A 17,867-nucleotide genomic window follows, 5' to 3' on the forward strand; every position below is an offset into this window, starting at 1 on the left:
GTCCTTCTATTCATATTTGAATCGGCGTTCCAGAAATTTAAACAGCAGCGTTAACACAAGCGTCATCAGCAGGTATATCACGCCCGCAATAACAAACGGCATAATCGTGAAATCCCGATTGACCGCCGTATACGCGAAGTGCAGCAGCTCCGGTACCGCCACGGCATACAGCAGCGCCGTATCTTTTACCAGCGTAATGGATTCGTTGGATACCGCAGGCAGGGCTACGCGGAACATCTGGGGCAGAATTACTTTCGTGGTCGTCTGCCAGCGGTTCAAGCCCAGCACCTTAGACGCTTCATATTGTCCCTTGTCAATCGCCAAGAGTCCTCCGCGGAAGATTTCCGCAAAATAAGCGGCATAGTTCAGCACGAATGCCAAGCATGCGGCTACAAAACGATCCAAAACGAGATATTCTCCGATCACCGGCAGCACCGGCAGCCCAAAGCAGAAGAACAGCAGCTGCAGCAGCAGCGGGGTACCTCGAAAAACATATATATAGGCATTGGCTAACCAAGCCAGCGGCTTGATTGCGCTTCGAACCATTAACGTGAACACAAACCCGAGCGGAATGGAGGCCAAAATGGAAATCAAGAACAACAGGATCGTGGTCTGCGCGCCCTCCAGCATCGGTTTGCCGATTTGAACGATGTAATCCATACTCATATCTGCTTAACTCCTAATGGAAAAACTTCCGGAATGCTGAAGTTCTCCGATGATTTCATTGTACCGACCGATTGGAACAGAAAACCGGAGCCTTTGGTCAAAGTCCGGTTTCTTGGAATACCTATGGGAGGTTGGATGACCAACCTCTTGGGAATGCTTACTTCAACACTTTGTCTTCCCCGAACCACTTCTCGGAAATCTTGGCGGCCGTACCGTCGGCATTCATTTCGTCCAAGGCTTTCTGCAGGCTTTCCAGCAGTTCCTCATTGCCTTTCTTAACTCCGATCCCGTACTGCTCCGGCGCCAGGGACTCCTCCAAAATCTTGTACGTTCCCTCTTCCTTGGACATGTAGTATTTCATGACCACTTCGTCAATGATCACGGCGTCTACGCGTCCATTCTTCAAATCGCTCAATGCCAGCACGTTATCGGGAAATTCGGAAATGTTCTTCACTTGCTCGTGAATGGCATTGGCGCTCAGCGCGTCGGCTGCCGAGGATAGCGACTGCAATCCGACCTGTTTGCCGGCCAAATCGCCGATCGTTGCGATATCCGAATCGTTCAGCACCGCGACGACCTGACTGTTCTCCAGATAAGGCTTGGTGAACAGCACTTTCTCCTTGCGCTCATCGGTGATGGTATAACCGTTCCAGATCAAGTCAATGCGGCCGCTGCTAAGCTCGGATTCCTTCGCTTTCCAGTCAATTGGCTGGAACTTGACTTCCTTGCCCATTTTCTCGGCCGCTGCGCGGGCATAATCAATATCAAAGCCGACAATTTCATTGCTCTCGTCGCGGAATCCCATGGGCGCGAACTTGTCGTCAATTCCGACCACCAGCTCATTCCCCCCGCTTGCCGAGCTCGAACAGCCGACTACAGTAAATAAAAGCATGAAGCCTGCTAACACGGATGCTATCTTTTTCACCAAAAAATCCCCCTCGTAGACGTTAAGCGCAGTCATATTCTAGGATCTGCATCAATCCTCGTCCTATGCATAACTGCTTTTTCACTTTAATACGTTATCAAGACTCCATGATAGCATATTAGCAGAGAAGAGTCGATAGTTTCATAGAATGGCCACTTTTCACCATTTGCATGAAATTTATGTATTTTCATCCTATTTTAAGGTTATTTTAAGGATGAGTTCAGTTTAGCGGGAAAGAATGATGGACTGTAAGACCAACAACATGAAAGGCGGTAAACAACAATGACAACCCACTTGAAGTCAGTGAAGCGGTTGGTGCTGCTCGCCATCGCTGTAGTCATGGGCCTCGCTTATCTTCCCGTCTCGGTTTCGGCGGAACCGATCGGACAGCAATCGGAATCACCGGCTGTTCCTTCGTCCAAGGACGAACGCGGGCAACATAAACCCGGCCATATGTTCAAGGCCATCTCCGAGTTTCTGAAGCTGGAGCCGCAAGTTCTCCGGGATAAACTCAAAACCTCGACCCTCGCGGAAATAGCCAAAGAGCAAGGCGTATCGCGGGATGCCATGAAAGCCAAGATCATGGAGCTGCTGAAGGAGAAAATCGCTTCGCATCCAAAGCAGCTGGGCAAATCCATCGATTACTCCGCAGCGGCGGATAAGCTGCTTGACGCCAAGGGCGGATGGCACAAGCAGCGGATGCATCAGCGGCACGGCCGGCTGATCTCGGATAGCGACGAGCTGGCCAAGCTGCTGAAGACAACGCCGGACCAACTTAAAGCATCGCTTCAATCCGGAAAATCGCTGGCACAGATCGCGAAGGAGCAAGGTATACCCGTCCAGTCCGTCATTGATCAGCAAGTCCAGGCACTCACGAAGCGCCTGGATCGGAAGCTGTCCGAGGGCAAGGTGACGAAGGAAGAATACGAGGAACGGAAATCCAAGATAGCACCCTTCGTCAGCGACGTGGTCAACGGCAAAATCAAACCGATGAAACACCAGCACTACAGCAAAGATGCCGGTTAACGCTTGCCGTTAGGCTTAGAAACAAACATAAGAGCCGCCCATCGGTAGGATTAACCGAAATGGAGCGGCTCTTCATCAGTTCGCTTCTCTATTTTTCATGATAAATTAAGGTACATACTGTTGGATGATCTTCACGACGACGCCGTCTTCAACGGTAATATGAAACGGAAACCATTTCATGTCCACGATATCATCCTTTTTGTAGATGTCCGCGAATTTGCTCAGGCTCACCGGCTGATTCCAGGAAATCTGGGCATCCTCATATCGTCCGGTATGGTCGTACAGCTGGAGCAGCACTTCTGCATCGTCCGCTACTGGAAGTTCGATATGCTCTTCCGTATCGTTCACGATATAATAGCCGTCCGGGGCCTCGGTCATCTCAGGGTCCTGCTCCCGTTCGCGGAACACCTGATTCGCTTCCTCTCCCTCATACCACTCGATTGGATCTACTAGAAGAAAGACCTTGCCGTCTTTGATCTCCAGTCCGTTTATGTAGGCAGCTTCCTGATTCGAAGCTTTCGGAACCGGCTCATAATTGTTGCCTGAGGCTACACCGACGGTTGTCATCATGATCAGGACAAGCAGCATCATTGCTCCCAATTTCCAAGCCGACCTCTTCATCTTCTCATCGCTCCCTCTTCATACTTCTATTATAGATCAGATTTATACCACTTTCTGCCTCGGAATCCGACTCAACAAACATTAATGGTCATTAACCCAATTCTTGGGATTTGAAACACCTATGTACTTGTCGTTCCTATTTCTTTCCTTCATTATACGAATCGCCGCCGTAAAAAGGATGTCATTTCGATGTAAATTCATTACAATATTTCAATTTTCGAAAGCGCTTCATATAGGTTGGAGCGGTCCTGCATGATGCAGAAATCCGAGAAAACAGCAAAACAAAAACAAGCCCGCCCCGCTGATTCCTCAGTCGATGGTCAGGCTTGTTCCAATAACCAGCTATTATTGATTGAATGCTTCGGTCAGAACCGGAACGATCTGCGATTTACGGGAAACCACGCCTTTAAGAAGCGCCTTGTTCTCCGACAGAGATACATTGTACGCTCTCTCCACGGCTTTGGACTCTTTACCGAGCGCCAGCGCGATGGAATCGTTGTTCAGGATGTCCGTCACCACGAAGACAAACAAGTCCAGGTTTTTGTCCGTAATAATCGATTGAATCGCATCCTCGAGTTCTGCTTGGCGGGACAATACATCATTCGTATCCACCGCGTTGACCTGGGCGATTTCGACTTTGGCACCGCCCATTTGGAATTCCTTGGCATCGAGGGAGATCAATTGAGCGATGGTTTTGTCGCTCAGATCAGCACCTGCCTTGAGCATGTCCAAACCATAGCTGTCGGCATCCACGCCGGCGATTTCAGCCAGCTCGCGAGCAGCAGCCACATCCTCGTCCGTGCAGGTTGGAGATTTAAACAAGAGGGAGTCCGAGATGATCGCGGACAGCATCAAGCCGGCAATTTCTTTGCGAACGGCTACGCCCTTCTCCTTATAAATCTTGTTCAGGATGGTAGCAGTGCAGCCGACAGGCTCCGCACGGTAGTACAGCGGATGGCTTGTCTCAAAATTAGCGATGCGGTGATGATCGATAACCTCGATTACGCGAACCTGATCAATGTCGCTGGCGCTTTGCTGACGCTCGTTATGGTCCACGAGAATGACGTCCTGCGCTTCGTTTGCAACCGTCTCAACGAGGCGAGGCGCCTCTACTTTGAAGAAATCGAGCGCGTACTGCGTTTCGCCGTTTACGTCACCAAGACGCACGGGCTCGGCCGACAGACCAAGCTGGTTCTTCAAGTCAGCATATGCAATAGCAGAGCAGATGGTGTCCGTATCCGGATTTTTGTGTCCAAAAATTAAAGTTTTAGCCATATTTAATGCCCCTCTCGCAACATGAATTTCATCGTTTATACCAATAAACAGATGATCACCTATCTGATTATAGCGTTAAATTCTACTTATTCCAATTCCTTTACAGAGATTATTTTCAGAGAGCGTTTATACCAATACAATCTCCGGTTCCGGAACGAACCCGAATTGGTTGTTGATCGACTCCGAAATCAGATTCATCAAATATAGTATGTCCGTTGCCTTTGCATGCTTCTGATTCAGAATCATGTTGCCGTGGTGCGGAGAAATGATGGCGCCTCCGTATTCGGTCCCCTTCATATTCAGCTGGTCCACGAGCGAGCCTACGGCTACCCCGTAATCATAATTGTTCTTGAATACGGAACCGCAGGACGGATAGTCGAAATGACGCTTACTCGTCCGGTACTTGATGATGTCGAGCATCGACTGCGGCGTCTCGATTCCCCTTCCGGCCAAAGCATGGACCTCGCCCAGAAAGAACGAGAAAAAGGACGGCAGCGAGGACGGATGGCTGCCGCGGCTCTTCCACTCCGCGAGCAGCGCCGAAGTCGAATGGATCTGCTCCTCCGAGCTGACCGGTATGTTGAGATCGGCGCCTACGATGATCCATGGATGCTGCTGGAAGATGGATTGCTTGTATGCAAATAAACAATCCCCCACCGCAATGGACTGCACCTTCAGGCCCGGATCCATCGTATCGATATAATATACCGTATCCAGGATATCGCAGATTTGGCGCGCATTATATCTGGCGTTCATATAGATGCCGGCGCCTACGCAGCCCGGCAGCAAAAAAGTAAAGTCGAGCAAATCGGTTCCGCCCATTAACCCCATCAAGGAAAGCAGGGACATCGGCGTTCCGGATGAAACGTACCATTTGTCTCCCGCAACCTGCAGCTCCACCAGGTTTTTGAGCGAGATAAAGACCAGATCGCGTTTCGGTTCGTCCGGGAACAGGATATTGGAGCCCATGCCGAAAGTGTACCATGGCAACCCGCGTTTTTTGCAATCCTGCAAAAGTTCCGCCAGGTCGGCTGCCGTTTCAGGCATGGCCAGATAATTGGCTGAACCGCCGATCCCGTACGTCGAAAAGGCAGACAGCTCCACATTGCGCTTGCACAATCGGTCAATAGCAGATGTATGTAAAGTCATCGTAGACATGTCACTCCCTATTCTTCACATTAGGCACAACAACCCTTACTAAATGTGGGGATGTTACATCATTATGATGCAACTACTCGGATGGTGTCAATCTGGGGCGAAATCCTGGCCATATAGCAAAAAATCCCTGGATTACGGCTCGTAGACCGTAACCAGGGATTCGTTCATCATCAGATGATCCGTTACCAAAATTTATTCGAGGAAATCCTTGAGACGCTTGCTGCGGCTCGGATGACGCAATTTACGGAGCGCCTTCGCTTCGATCTGGCGGATGCGTTCGCGCGTTACGCCGAACACCTGCCCCACTTCTTCCAGCGTGCGGGTCCGTCCGTCCTCGAGTCCAAAGCGAAGCCGAAGCACGTTCTCTTCACGCTCGGTAAGCGTATCGAGCACTTCCTCCAGCTGTTCCTTCAGCAGCTCGAAAGCTGCCGCATCTGCCGGTGCCAACGCATCCTGATCCTCGATGAAATCGCCCAGGTTGGAGTCGCTTTCCTCTCCGACAGGCGTTTCCAGGGACACGGGTTCCTGAGATACCTTCTGGATCTCGCGCACTTTCTCCGGTGAGATGTCCATCTCCTTGCCGATTTCTTCCGGCGTCGGTTCGCGGCCCAGCTCCTGAAGGAGCTGTCTGGAGACACGAACAAGTTTATTGATCGTTTCCACCATATGCACCGGAATCCGGATGGTTCTGGCCTGGTCGGCGATCGAGCGGGTAATCGCCTGACGAATCCACCAAGTGGCATAGGTGCTAAACTTAAAGCCCTTGGAGTAGTCGAATTTCTCCACCGCTTTGATCAAGCCCATGTTGCCTTCCTGGATCAGATCAAGGAACTGCATTCCCCGACCGGCATAGCGTCTTGCTATACTAACAACGAGACGAAGATTCGCTTCGGCCAAACGGCGTTTCGCTTCCTCATCTCCCTCCTCTATACGTTTGGACAGTTCCACTTCTTCATCGGCTGAGAGGAGGGGAACACGACCGATTTCTTTCAGGTACATGCGAACTGGATCGCTAATCTTGATGCCTGGCGGAAGCGAGAGATCGTCGTGAACCGAAAAATCCTCTGTTGGAGAATTAGCCGATTTCTCTGTATCCGTAACCTCGCGTTCCAATGCAAAATCCGCACTCTGACGGTTCTCCATTCTATGCCCCCCTGTTGACAATCCCATATTTTCATGCTAATCTAGCATTAGATCATTATGACATTAAACCAATAGTTATTTATCCTTCATTCTAGCATATTTTATAGACTATATCAACTTCTAATATATTCTAGTCCGTTGTACCCGATCTCAACTCTGAGATCGGGTTTTTATATATTCCTATTATATATGTTACGTTTACTTCATTTGATCTAGTACTGCTTTCGTATGCTGATTTAACGGCTTTATATCGGGAGCCTTCACGGGATCATCGCTTAGCTCATATTTGTGCTTTAGCTCAAGCGTCGCCTTTACCCGGTCGTTCAGCATCTCCTCCGGGATCACGCCGCTCCGGACAGCCTTGGTCAATGCCTGGATGACGGCTTCCTCCAGGGCATATTCATGTCCGATCAGTACCATGTTGCTTCCTGCGACAACGGACTTCACGGAAGCCTCACCTACGTCCGTGCTGCCGGATATAGCACCCATTGTCATGTCGTCCGTTATGACAACTCCCTTAAATCCCATCTCTTCCCGTAACAAATCGTTGATCACGGGCTTCGAGTACGAGGATGGGGTATCCGGATCAATGCTCTTCATGAGCAGATGCGCAACCATGACCACATCGGCGCCTTCATTAATCGCTTGTTGAAACGGAACCAGCTCCATTTCATGCAGACGTTTCAAGTCATGTTCCACCACGGGCAGACCGAGGTGGGAATCGACCGAAGTGTCGCCATGCCCTGGAAAATGCTTCACGACGGGAACGACTCCCTTCTCCTGTATCCCCTTCATGGAGGCAATCCCATGCTTGGTAACGGTCTCCGCCGTAGTGCCAAAGGATCGATCGCCGATGACCGGATTGTTCGGGTTGCTATGAATGTCCAGCACCGGGGCGAATACCATATTGAGCCCGAGTCCCGCAACCTTCTGCGCGATAAGGCCGCCAACGCGCTTCGTGAGCGCTAGATCCCCCTTGCTTCCGACTTTGCCGCTTGACGGCAGCTTTACATATTCCTCGGGAAAACGCGTAACCCGTCCGCCCTCCTCGTCTATACTCAGCCACAGGGGCACCGGATTGGCAGCATTGGCTTCCTTCAGATCATTGAGCAGCTTTACCGACTGCTCTAGGCTCTCTATATTGTCTTTGAAGAGGATAAACCCGCCAACATGGTGATCCTTCACCAATTTACGCGAAGTTTCATCGATGGCCGTTCCTTCGAGTCCGACCAGTACCAGCTGGCCGATCTTCTCCTCGACGGTCATGTCGTTCATAAGCTCAGCGATCTCATCTTCGATTTCGTTCGGAGGCAGGCTGCCGTCCTCACTTTCATTGTCGGCACTGCCTGATGGAGGCTCGGTTTCGTTGTCATTCTCTTGAGAAGGCGGGTTCTGGTCCTGTCCAACCTCCGATGGCGAAGTTCCTTGGCCATCATTGCCCGCATTCCCCGTCTCCGAACGGCCCTGGCAACCTGCCAGAACCAGCAGCAAGATGACAACCAGCATCGTTAAGCTCATCCATGGTGTCCTTCGCTTCAACATTGTCACCTTCCTTCATGTTCACACTACTGTATTCGCCCTCTGTCCCGCAGAGTCCTTCCATCATAACATGATTTCGTTAAGGGCCAAAACGATCCACAACGAAAGCCCCCCCGTTGCAAAACAAGAAGAAAAGAGCCGCAGCGATGGCGGCCCTTCCTCTTCTATTTAAGCAGTCCGAGCTGACGGGCCTGCTCCTCCGTCAATATAAACTGCTCTGTCTCCCATACTTCATCCTCGTCCGTTCTTCCGAACATCAGCATGATATCGTCCCATATATTCTTTTGCATCGCCTCGGCTTGCGTGATAATAACCTTCATGTCTGCCTCATTCCTTTCCTTGGGTTCATCCCTACTATTACATAATAAAACCATGGAGGGCAGAATAGAATCGATAAGCAAAGGAAAAGCCTGCAAATAGTATCTGCAGGCTGGGGCTGAAGTATAACTAAGAATAGGCAGGATGGTGTTTAATCCATGACATGGCAATGGTGCCTTCGCCTGCATGGATGCCTGCAACAGGGATAAAGGTCATGATTTCGGTCTTAAGCGACGGATGGGCCCCGCTGATTTCCTTCTGGATCTCCTCGGCCTCTTCCACATTGTTCGCGTGCATGATGCACACCTTCTTAATTTTCTGTATGTCTGTTTTCATGATATCGATCATTTTCTGCTTGGCTTTCTTAAACGTCCGGATCTTCTCCTCCACAATGACTTTGCCTTCGTCAAAACGGAGCAGCAGATGTATGCGGAGCAAATTGCTCAGCAGCAGCTGCGTGCCGGACACCCGGCCGCTGATATGAAGTCGATGCAGGCTTGCCGGTATGAGATAGAACGACATGTTGTGCACCATGGTCTGAATTTTATCCTTTATCACCTGTACGGTATCCCCCTGGCTGTGCCAGTGAATGCCGGACATAATCATTTCGCGCACCGGAAACGCTCCCGCTTGAGAGTCGATGCCAACCACGGGTACCTCGGCAATCTCGGCCGCCTGCAGGGAAGAATTCAAAGTTCCGCTGAGCTCCGAAGAACAGTGAATCGCAATAATATCGTCATACTTCACTTTCAGGGTTTCGTAAAGCTCAATGAATTCTCCGATGGGAGGCTGGGAACTGCTGACTTTCGGCTCGTCTTTCATTCGTTCATAAAAGGCTTCTGCCGATATGTCGATTCCTTCCCTGTAGGCCTCTTGTCCCAGAATCAACCTCAAAGGCACAATGTAAATATGATGCTTCTTGGCGAATTCAGGGTCGATCGTGCTCGTGCTGTCGGTTACCCATGCAATGGATCTCATGATCGTGTTCACGTCTCGCTTTCGTGTAGTAAGAAGTAGGAATGGAAGCGATTTAAGCCGCTCATTTCATCATATCTTACCCTCGCCGCGCTTTGCAAATGGAAGGGGGTTAATTTCACGTCCTACGCCTGGGTTCGCCACACAAAAGCCTTATTTTCCGTCTCCGTTATACCCTTTTTCCCCAAAAGGTTCCAGCCGTTCGATCCAATAGGCTTCCCGCTTGCTGACCGCTCCCTTCAAATCGAAGAACGGGTCTTCCTTCGGCTCAATCTTCTCCAGGATCTCAAAAACAAACGCATCCTCTCCAAACTCTTTCCAATCCTGCTGAAGCGGCTTGTTGTAGCTTGTCCCCATCTGCAGCTCGAAGCGCTTGCCGTTCATGGTTTTCAGATTGTTCGTTCCTGCGACGAATATTTTATCGTTCTTCGTGTTCCGAATTTGATACACGCCGGCTTCAATCTTGATCTCCTTGTACATCTGATTCAGTTCCTGTCTGCGATTCATGGCCTTAACGCCTCCTTCTTGCTTTCATCTATGTCGTTAGCCAGTACTGGCTTCCATCATCCTTGCGATCCAAAAAACCATATTCGATCAAATATCGGCGAATGGTCACATAATCGGGATTGTCTCTTCCGATCGTATCGTTGATTTCCTGCTCGGAATACAAGACATCGGGTTTAAAACGGGCAGCGATTTCGCGCAGCACGACGTACTTCTGCTTCTCTTTAAGCTTAAAAGTCTTCAACGGGCCATCGGTCCCCTCGGGGAACGCCTTGGCCAGGATCGATTGCCTCTCTTCTTCCGTAACATTGTAGCGTTCATCGATCATTTTGGCCTGCTTGGGGATTTCCACGAACGCCGGAGCATGGCTGTCCTTTTCCTTCAACAGCTCCATCAAGGTAAGCAGCACCTTGGACTGCCTCTCCTTCTCTTTCAAGGCAAACCGGTGATTGCGTATCGTCGACGCGCTGCCGATGCCGAGCTCCTGCTGGACCTCCTTGTCGTTCATGCCTTGATAGAAGAGCTGCAGCAGCCGGTTCTGATGCTCGGTCAGTCCGGTCAGCTTCTTATCGAGGCCGGACAGATACTGAAACACGGAGCCATGCTCCCGGCGGATATGAACGGTCATGTATCGTTCCGATTCGTACAACACATCCTGATCCGGGTAGATGATCCCTTTCTCCAGCGCCTTGCCGCACAAGAGACATACCCATACGGGGCCTTCGTCGATATAGCCTTGTTTAAGTTCATCTATGGAAGCATTCCAGAAGCGTTCATTAAGGTCCATCGCACACACCACTTCCCCAAAAGTTATTTACATAGACATTTTATATTTTTGTCTATAGAATGTCAATCAAGCTCCACGACGACATAATATTTCTTCCTCCCTCCCGTGGAACCTGCTAGAATAGAGGTTGCTGCTGTAAAATTTAGGGGGTATCATCATGGGATTCATACAACAGTCGGCAAAAGAAATGCGTTCTTGGCCGCGCAACATCAAGCTGTTTTTTCTAGCTAACGTGCTGTATCAGTTCGGTACCGGCATGTTCAGCGTGCTCTACAATTTGTACATACAAGGCCTGGGTTATAATGACTCCATGAATGGAACAGTGGTCAGTATTCAATCCCTCGCCACGGCATTGATGTTTATCCCGATCGGCTTGATCGGCGACCGCGGAAGCCGCAAGCGAATCCTGGTCCTTGGCGCGTTGTTAAGCGGCGCCGGACTGATTGCGCGAGCTTTTCTGGCGAGTGAGTTCAGCTTGCTTGGGCTCGCGGTATACACCGGACTGTTCGCATCCTTTTTTCAGGTGCTGGCGATTCCGTTTCTGGCGGAAAATACGGCGAAATCGGCTCGTATGCGCATCTTTAGCATCCATGCCTCGCTTGTGCTTGCTTCTCAAGTGTTAGGCAGCATGGGAGGCGGCTTTCTGGCGGATGCCCTGCAGGCATTCGGCCTGAACAAGGTCGATAGCTTGAAAACAGCCCTGTTCATCGGCGGTCTGGCAACCTTTGCGGCATTTATCCCGCTCTTGTTCACGACCGACAAGAACGACGCGCATGCACGGCCTCTGGATGCACCCATCCCGGATCAACCCCTGCGCCCTGGAGGAGCGGTTACCGCCTCCGGGATCGGAGATTTCAAAGTCATCGGGCAGTTCGCACTTGCCCAGCTGTTAATCGGCCTCGGGTCCGGACTGGTCGTTCCTTATTTGAATTTGTATTTTACCAACCGTTTCTCGGTATCGTTATCCGCGGTTGGGATTCTGATATCGCTCGGACAAGTCATGACGATTGTATCCATGCTGATCGGCCCTTCGCTGGTGAATCGGGTAGGAGCCGTCAAAGCCGTGGTTCTCTTTCAAGTCCTATCCTTGCCCTTCCTGTTGTTAACCGGCTTCACGAATGTCCTCCTCATCGCATCGGTCGGCTTCCTGTTCCGTCAAGCCTTGATGAATGCGGCCAATCCGATACAGTCGTCGATTCTGATTGACCGCGTACCGGATCACCGGAGAGGCATCGCCAATTCCGTCACGCAAACCGCCTTTATGCTGGGCTGGGCGACGATGGGGCCCGTACAGTCGAAATTGGTCACCTCATACGGCAGCTACTGGGGATACGCAATCACCTTCTGCATTACCGGAACGCTGTACGTCGTTTCCTCGTTCCTATATTACCGAATGTTCCGCGAACGCAAGGGCAGCGGTCTTTCCCCGGATGCTTCGGCTACTCTCTAGCCTCGACCCGCAGCGGTTTGACATGGGGCGGGACATCCCGTTCGCCTGCAGGAACGGTCCGGGCCTGAAAGCTTCCCTTATACCGGAAGACAGGCCCAAATATCGGGTTGACCACCTCAACGGATATCCGATATAACTGATATTCGTCATCATACCATTCGCATACATCGGCCGTTCCGGTGAGCCACCGGTGAAATCGAAACTGCAGCCGCCCTTCATAAAACCTCTGCTCCCCCGATTGAATGCGAATTCCGCCATGCTCCGCTGCAGCGATCCGAAGATCGACTGCCAAGTGCTGTTTGTTTCCCAAATAATCCACGACGCGGCTGCGCTGTGCGCTATAAATCATCGTGGCGTCAAATCGTCTTTGAATGCCAGGAAAATCAAAACTTCGGCACCACGTCACCGTTTCTCTTCCCCGGTCATCCCGATAAGCGTAGTTCTCAATCCGAAACGGGATCCCTTTCCCCCGGTTAGGAAACATGATATGCCGCATCGTACCTATATACAGCGGCAGCGCCGCCCATGGAGCGTACCAGATTTCTTCCATGATGCCTTCGCCGATCGAAGCGACGTTATCCTTGCTGTCAAACCCGAAGCGCTCCTGGATTTTAGGATGAAGCTTGTGAAACTGGCTTCCCAGCGCCTGTTCATAGATCGAGGTCATGTTCTTCCACTCCTTTGCCGGATGTATGCCTGCGGACCGGTCTTTGTCTTCGAACCGGACGGTAAGCGCTTGGCAAGTCCGATGCGGACAGCGAAGCCATGAAGCAGAACCCAATCATCGACCCGCTAAGCGTTAAGGGATTGAACGGGGCTTTCATTAACTCGGCATCCGTCATCCATGCTCCAAGCATCAAGATCGCAAGCAAGATCATGATCAGCCTGTACCACAACCGGTTCTTGTGAAAGAGCAATGTCAATAAACCGACGCCGATCTCGGTGATGCCGAGCAAGGTCAGCACTACCCCTTCCCGACCGGCTGCCAAACCCGACTGCCTCAGCAGATCAAGCTCTCCCGCTTCCGGGAACAGAAGCTTCGGAACCAGTCCTTCATAGCACCATAGAACAACCAGCATAAACACACTTAAAGCGTGGATGATTGCCTTCTGGATCGTGACCGTAGGCGGAATATCCTTCTCGGCCCATAATCGGAGCACATCGAAGCTCCAAGCCGTCGCTGCGCCGAATAAAGGCCGAAACAGCAGGCGGTCAAACCAGGCCCCCGGCATACCGAACCGCGTCCTGTAATCGTATTGGGTCGAGAAACGGATGACGCCGTTGCCGCTGTCGGCGTATTTCCAATAGCCGCTCCCCTCCTTAACCAGGGAAATGCGCTGATCCGAGCCGAATCGCAGCACCGAGATCCGGTTCCCGGTCCTCGGGTGCACGGCCGTTTTCGTAGCGCCCGTTCCCGTAACTTCCAGTCCGAATCCGATGCGGGTTTTGTATAAAAACCGCTGGACGTCCGAATCAGCCTGCGGCAAATCATGAATCTCGGAAAAACGCAAATCCCATTGTTGATGTTGCTCGGGTCTCTGTGTCAATGACCACAATGTTTCCATATCCGTCTTGATGTCGAGTTCAACATAGATCGGATTTCTCTTCATGCTCACTCAGCTCCTAATGGATAACCCTTCTCGCTGACAGCCGGGCCCCTCTATTTACAAGTCATTTTACCGCTGAGGGGGATTCCCCGTTAGACCTCACTTTTATAGAACAAACGAAGAAGAGGTACTACATTTCGTAGTACCTCTTCCATTTCTTCCATATGATCCGTCTTCCGTCCCGAAGCTAGTTGTCGTTCTCTCTCACGATCCCTTTTCGGCGGACCTTCTCCACGGCCTCCCTGCTGCTCCTCACCCCGAGCTTTTTCAGAATTTTATTGATCTGATTCTTGAGCGTGCTCTCGGTTTTGAACAGCTTCTTCTCCATTTGGGAATGGGTGAAACCCTCATCCAACAGATCAAACACTTCACGTTCCGCCGGCGTCAAGCTCCGCAGCTGTTCTTCGCGCTTGAGGCGGGCAAATTCCTTGAGCAGCACCTCCATCGATCCCGGTTGATGTACGGCGCTTCGGATTGCGGCCGGCAATTCCTCGAAATTCGATTTCTCAATGTAATTGACGGCTCCGGCCGTATAGGATTGCATGATCACCAACTCGTCATCCAGCGAGGTCAGCATGATCACCTTGGCCTCGGGCTTTCGTTCATGGATTTCTGCAGCCGCGTAGATGCCGTCGAGTCGGCCCGCCGTCAGCTGAATATCCATAAGCACGATATCGAAGGACAGGACTTGCGCCATCGCAATCGCTTGTTCGGGGGACTCGGCCGCGCCGACCACGATCATATCCTCCTGCGCATTCAGAAAAACGGTCATTGATTTAATCCAATCCGGATCGTCCTCGACCAGAAAGACGTGTATTCGATTCAAGGCTCTTCCCTCCCGGATAAACGAATGATTTTGCTGCGGGGAAAATACAACGTGATCTCGGTACCGACCGATTCGCGGCTCTCCAATCCCACGGAGCCGCCGCTTTTCTTCATCACGTTGTACGCATAGGTAAGGCCAAGACCGAAGTTTGACTTCCTGTGGCCCTTGGTGCTGTAGAACGGTTCAAACACAAGCGGCTGCTGCTCTTCCGGAATGCCCATGCCGTTATCCTTGACGGAAATCGCGGCACCCTTGCGGTCTGCCGTTACCGTCAACGCGATCACTCCTCCTTCAGGCATCGCCTCGACGCTATTGCTTATGAGATTGCTGATCGCTTCCTTCAAGTGGACGGCATCCGCAAGCAGCCAGGGACGCTGTGTGCACAGCACCATTAACTCGATGCCATGACTGCGCAGCCGTTCCTGTTCGCGAAGCTGCAGTTCAGCAAGCAGCTGATCCGCGCGGACAGGCTGTTCCACCAGCTTAAACGCCTTCATCTGCTGCTGCATGCGCCCTGTCATCGCTAACAAATGCTTGGAAGCGTTAGCGATGACATCAAGCTGCTCCAGGGCCGTTTCGTTATCCGGCGACAGCAGCCGTTTCACGTTATCGGTGCTCATGGCGATTTTCCCGACCTCGTTCTTGATGGTATGATTCAGCATCGTTGTACCCGAGCTGACCGCTTGCATCGTGCGATCCAGCGGATCGCGCTCGAATTTCAGGCGGACGCCCAGGACGCCGTACACAAAGGTGCAGATGACGGCAACGCCCATCGAATACAGAATAAACAGGGACACGTACCGGAATGAATCGTAACCGGGCCAGATGACATTCCCTACATTTATCAACAGCATCACACCGAGCAAGGTTGGCACCATAATCCAGGTGGTAATCCACATGCTTTTGCGTTTCTGCGGGTTCTTCTCAGAGGATAAGGCTCCAATGAGCAGAGCGCATGCAGCAACATAATACGGGCCGGTCCATACGAACAGCCATCCGTAATGAATCCGGTAATCTTTCGTAAGGAGCACCTGGACCAGCATCGCGAACACAGGCAGCAGCAGGCCTATTTTGAGATCACGTTTTCTCCTATGGTGCCGGGGCCTGCCGGTATACACCATGCAAAATATCAACACGCCGTAAGGTGTCAGGGTATGGTTGAGGAATTGAATCCACGGCCCGTACGCGGCCGCAATAAAACCGGAAGGCGCAAGCCAGTCCGTCAACCCCCCGATCCCTGCACTCCACAGGAAAAAAGCCGCCCAGCGGTTCACCTCGCTTCGAGGCTGATTGAACAGCAGCAAGGCCGCTGCACTCCAAAGCGCGAACACATAATACATCAAGACGCATCGTTCCATTCTCTTCCCGAATATAGTTTCATCCTACCATAAATGCGCCAGCAGGGGGACCTCCCTCCTTACCTATGCCGAGGAAATAAAGACCACTGATATATGAAATTGTTTCTTTCTTCAATACCTTCATTTTACATTGCGAAAACATTCAGTTTACATTCAGCCGCGCTTAAGAAAGATATCAGGAACGATTGATAGGATAGATCTCGTAAGCAAACAAGCATACGAAAGACAGAGAGAAACGAGGTGGAAACATGACAACCCCATTAAAATACCGGAACGAGCTGAAGTTCTTCGTGAATCTTCACCAATATCGGATCATCAGCCAACGATTGAAAAATCTGGTGACCTACGATCAGCATGCCGGACCCGCCGGGGAATATCACATTCGAAGCTTGTACTTTGATGATATCAACAATAAAGCCCTATACGAGAAGCTGGCGGGCGTCCGGGATCGGGTGAAATACCGCATCCGTATTTATAACGTAGCCGACGACACGATCCATTTTGAGAAGAAAATCAAATTCCGGGATTACATCGCCAAGCTGAAGGAGCCGCTCACAAGGGAGATGACCGATCAGATCATGGCCGGACAATACGACTGTCTCTACCAGCCGGATAAGCCTTTGATGATGGAGCTGTACCACGAGATGAAGCATAAGCTGCTGCGGCCCAAGGTCATTGTCGATTATGTCCGCGAGCCTTACGTCTGCGCTAACGGAAATGTGCGGATTACGTTTGACAAGGAGCTGAGAACCGGCCTGCACTCCACGGAACTGTTCAATCGAAACCTGCTGCCGATCCGGGCAATCGATGAGAATCTGATCATACTCGAGGTCAAATACGACGAGTACATTCCGGATTACATCAAAATCGCGCTGCAGCTGGAAGGCCTCAACCGGCAATCGGCATCCAAATATGTAATGTGCCGTAAATTTCTGAAATATAACACATGGGAGGATCAATAGTTCATGAACACCACATCGACTTCAAGCAATACGAACACCACCAATTTTTCGGACATCGTCAAAAAATCCGTCATGGAAAATTTCGTATCCGACATCAGCATCGCCAAAATTTTGATCACGCTCGCCGTTGCCTTTGTGATCGGGCTGTTTATTTATCTGCTCTATAAAAGGGTCTTCAGCGGCGTTCTGTATTCCAAGAGCTTTAACGTATCGCTGATCGGGATGACGATGATCACGGCCGTTGTCATCATTGCCATCAATTCGAATCTCGTGCTCTCGCTCGGTATGGTCGGCGCGCTCTCCATCGTCCGTTTCCGCACGCCCATCAAGGACCCAACCGATCTGATCTTCCTGTTCTGGGCCGCGGTTGCCGGGATCGTAACCGGAGCCGGATTCTACACGCTGGCTGCCATCGGCTCCGTCGTTGTCGGTCTTATCCTGTTCTTCTTCATTAAGAAAGCGACGGTCGATACCCCTTACCTGCTGGTCGTCCATTGCGATAACGAGCAGGCCGAGCAAGCCGTTCAAGGTCAAGTCGGTCAGGCTGTGAAGCGTTACAACCTGAAGCAAAAAACCGTGACGCCAGGCAGCATCGAGCTGACGCTGGAAGTACGGCTGCGCGATGCCGAAGGCCAATTCGTGAACAAGCTGTCCCAGCTGCAGGGCGTTCAACATGCGGTTCTGATCAGTTACAGCGGCGATTATGTATCCTAAGTCAGGCGGTGGT

At 51.2% G+C, this 17,867-nt stretch carries 18 protein-coding genes and 1 pseudogene; 4 read left to right on the top strand and 15 right to left on the bottom strand.

The annotated features are described in order from the left end of the window. Positions 1-6 precede the first annotated feature (6 nt). Together MHI43_RS20135 and MHI43_RS20140 are read right to left on the bottom strand one after the other, a co-directional pair. Positions 7-666, bottom strand: a complete 660-nt coding sequence (locus MHI43_RS20135; RefSeq protein WP_009593110.1) for an amino acid ABC transporter permease — start codon at positions 664-666, stop codon at positions 7-9. A 157-nt stretch (positions 667-823) separates the two neighbouring features. After that, positions 824-1,591, bottom strand: a complete 768-nt coding sequence (locus MHI43_RS20140) for an amino acid ABC transporter substrate-binding protein (RefSeq protein WP_036661416.1) — start codon at positions 1,589-1,591, stop codon at positions 824-826. Between the two features lie 282 nt (positions 1,592-1,873). Here MHI43_RS20140 and MHI43_RS20145 point away from each other — a divergent pair, with 282 nt between their 5' ends. Then, complete coding sequence (locus MHI43_RS20145) at positions 1,874-2,617, top strand: hypothetical protein (protein ID WP_036661419.1); 744 nt, start codon at positions 1,874-1,876, stop codon at positions 2,615-2,617. Positions 2,618-2,722: 105 nt separating this feature from the next. On the opposite strand, the gene MHI43_RS20150 is transcribed toward MHI43_RS20145, so the two are convergent. From MHI43_RS20150 to MHI43_RS20190, 9 genes and pseudogenes are all read right to left on the bottom strand, one after another. After that, a complete protein-coding gene (locus tag MHI43_RS20150) occupies positions 2,723-3,238 on the bottom strand; it encodes a hypothetical protein (protein WP_036661422.1) in 516 nt (171 codons plus the stop codon). Positions 3,239-3,583: 345 nt separating this feature from the next. Continuing rightward, on the bottom strand, positions 3,584-4,513 hold the full coding sequence (locus MHI43_RS20155) for a manganese-dependent inorganic pyrophosphatase (protein ID WP_009593146.1): 930 nt from the start codon (positions 4,511-4,513) through the stop codon (positions 3,584-3,586). A gap of 126 nt (positions 4,514-4,639) precedes the next feature. After that, positions 4,640-5,662, bottom strand: coding sequence for an FAD-binding protein (locus MHI43_RS20160; RefSeq protein ID WP_036661425.1), 1,023 nt, complete (start codon positions 5,660-5,662; stop codon positions 4,640-4,642). A gap of 201 nt (positions 5,663-5,863) precedes the next feature. Next, positions 5,864-6,736, bottom strand: a pseudogene (gene rpoD, locus MHI43_RS20165) (RNA polymerase sigma factor RpoD); the annotation flags it as partial. Between the two features lie 276 nt (positions 6,737-7,012). Next, positions 7,013-8,332, bottom strand: a complete 1,320-nt coding sequence (gene nagZ, locus MHI43_RS20170; RefSeq protein ID WP_341283156.1) for a beta-N-acetylhexosaminidase — start codon at positions 8,330-8,332, stop codon at positions 7,013-7,015. Between the two features lie 185 nt (positions 8,333-8,517). Next, complete coding sequence (locus tag MHI43_RS20175) at positions 8,518-8,673, bottom strand: hypothetical protein (protein WP_009593107.1); 156 nt, start codon at positions 8,671-8,673, stop codon at positions 8,518-8,520. 127 nt (positions 8,674-8,800) lie between these two features. Continuing rightward, the gene (locus MHI43_RS20180; RefSeq protein ID WP_036661431.1) at positions 8,801-9,649 is read right to left on the bottom strand and encodes a DegV family protein; all 849 of its coding nucleotides are present in this window, start codon (positions 9,647-9,649) and stop codon (positions 8,801-8,803) included. Between the two features lie 150 nt (positions 9,650-9,799). Next, positions 9,800-10,153: a GIY-YIG nuclease family protein gene (locus MHI43_RS20185; RefSeq protein ID WP_036661434.1), complete on the bottom strand. Its 354-nt coding sequence runs from the start codon at positions 10,151-10,153 to the stop codon at positions 9,800-9,802. Positions 10,154-10,181: 28 nt separating this feature from the next. Beyond that, a complete protein-coding gene (locus tag MHI43_RS20190; RefSeq protein WP_036661436.1) occupies positions 10,182-10,937 on the bottom strand; it encodes a DUF2087 domain-containing protein in 756 nt (251 codons plus the stop codon). A 157-nt stretch (positions 10,938-11,094) separates the two neighbouring features. On the opposite strand from MHI43_RS20190, the gene MHI43_RS20195 reads away from it, so the two are divergent. Beyond that, on the top strand, positions 11,095-12,387 hold the full coding sequence (locus MHI43_RS20195) for an MFS transporter (RefSeq protein WP_036661447.1): 1,293 nt from the start codon (positions 11,095-11,097) through the stop codon (positions 12,385-12,387). Here MHI43_RS20195 and MHI43_RS20200 read toward each other — a convergent pair. From MHI43_RS20200 to MHI43_RS20215, 4 genes are all read right to left on the bottom strand, one after another. Beyond that, positions 12,377-13,054, bottom strand: coding sequence for a DUF4166 domain-containing protein (locus MHI43_RS20200; RefSeq protein ID WP_036661455.1), 678 nt, complete (start codon positions 13,052-13,054; stop codon positions 12,377-12,379). The genes MHI43_RS20195 and MHI43_RS20200 overlap by 11 nt on opposite strands. Beyond that, a complete protein-coding gene (locus MHI43_RS20205; protein WP_036661457.1) occupies positions 13,038-13,997 on the bottom strand; it encodes a DoxX-like family protein in 960 nt (319 codons plus the stop codon). The genes MHI43_RS20200 and MHI43_RS20205 overlap by 17 nt, the downstream gene beginning before the upstream one ends. Before the next feature lie 184 nt (positions 13,998-14,181). After that, positions 14,182-14,820: a response regulator transcription factor gene (locus MHI43_RS20210; RefSeq protein ID WP_015736177.1), complete on the bottom strand. Its 639-nt coding sequence runs from the start codon at positions 14,818-14,820 to the stop codon at positions 14,182-14,184. Next, a complete protein-coding gene (locus MHI43_RS20215; RefSeq protein ID WP_235201708.1) occupies positions 14,817-16,160 on the bottom strand; it encodes a sensor histidine kinase in 1,344 nt (447 codons plus the stop codon). Before MHI43_RS20215 ends, MHI43_RS20210 begins: the two co-directional genes overlap by 4 nt. 266 nt (positions 16,161-16,426) lie before the next feature. Here MHI43_RS20215 and MHI43_RS20220 point away from each other — a divergent pair, with 266 nt between their 5' ends. Further along, positions 16,427-17,140, top strand: a complete 714-nt coding sequence (locus MHI43_RS20220) for a polyphosphate polymerase domain-containing protein (protein ID WP_015736179.1) — start codon at positions 16,427-16,429, stop codon at positions 17,138-17,140. A gap of 3 nt (positions 17,141-17,143) precedes the next feature. After that, the gene (locus tag MHI43_RS20225; RefSeq protein WP_015736180.1) at positions 17,144-17,854 is read left to right on the top strand and encodes a DUF4956 domain-containing protein; all 711 of its coding nucleotides are present in this window, start codon (positions 17,144-17,146) and stop codon (positions 17,852-17,854) included. The last annotated feature ends 13 nt before the right edge of the window (positions 17,855-17,867 follow it).

The sequence above is a fragment of the Paenibacillus sp. FSL H8-0457 genome (assembly GCF_038051935.1).
GTDB classification, from domain to species: domain Bacteria; phylum Bacillota; class Bacilli; order Paenibacillales; family Paenibacillaceae; genus Paenibacillus_AQ; species Paenibacillus_AQ lautus_A.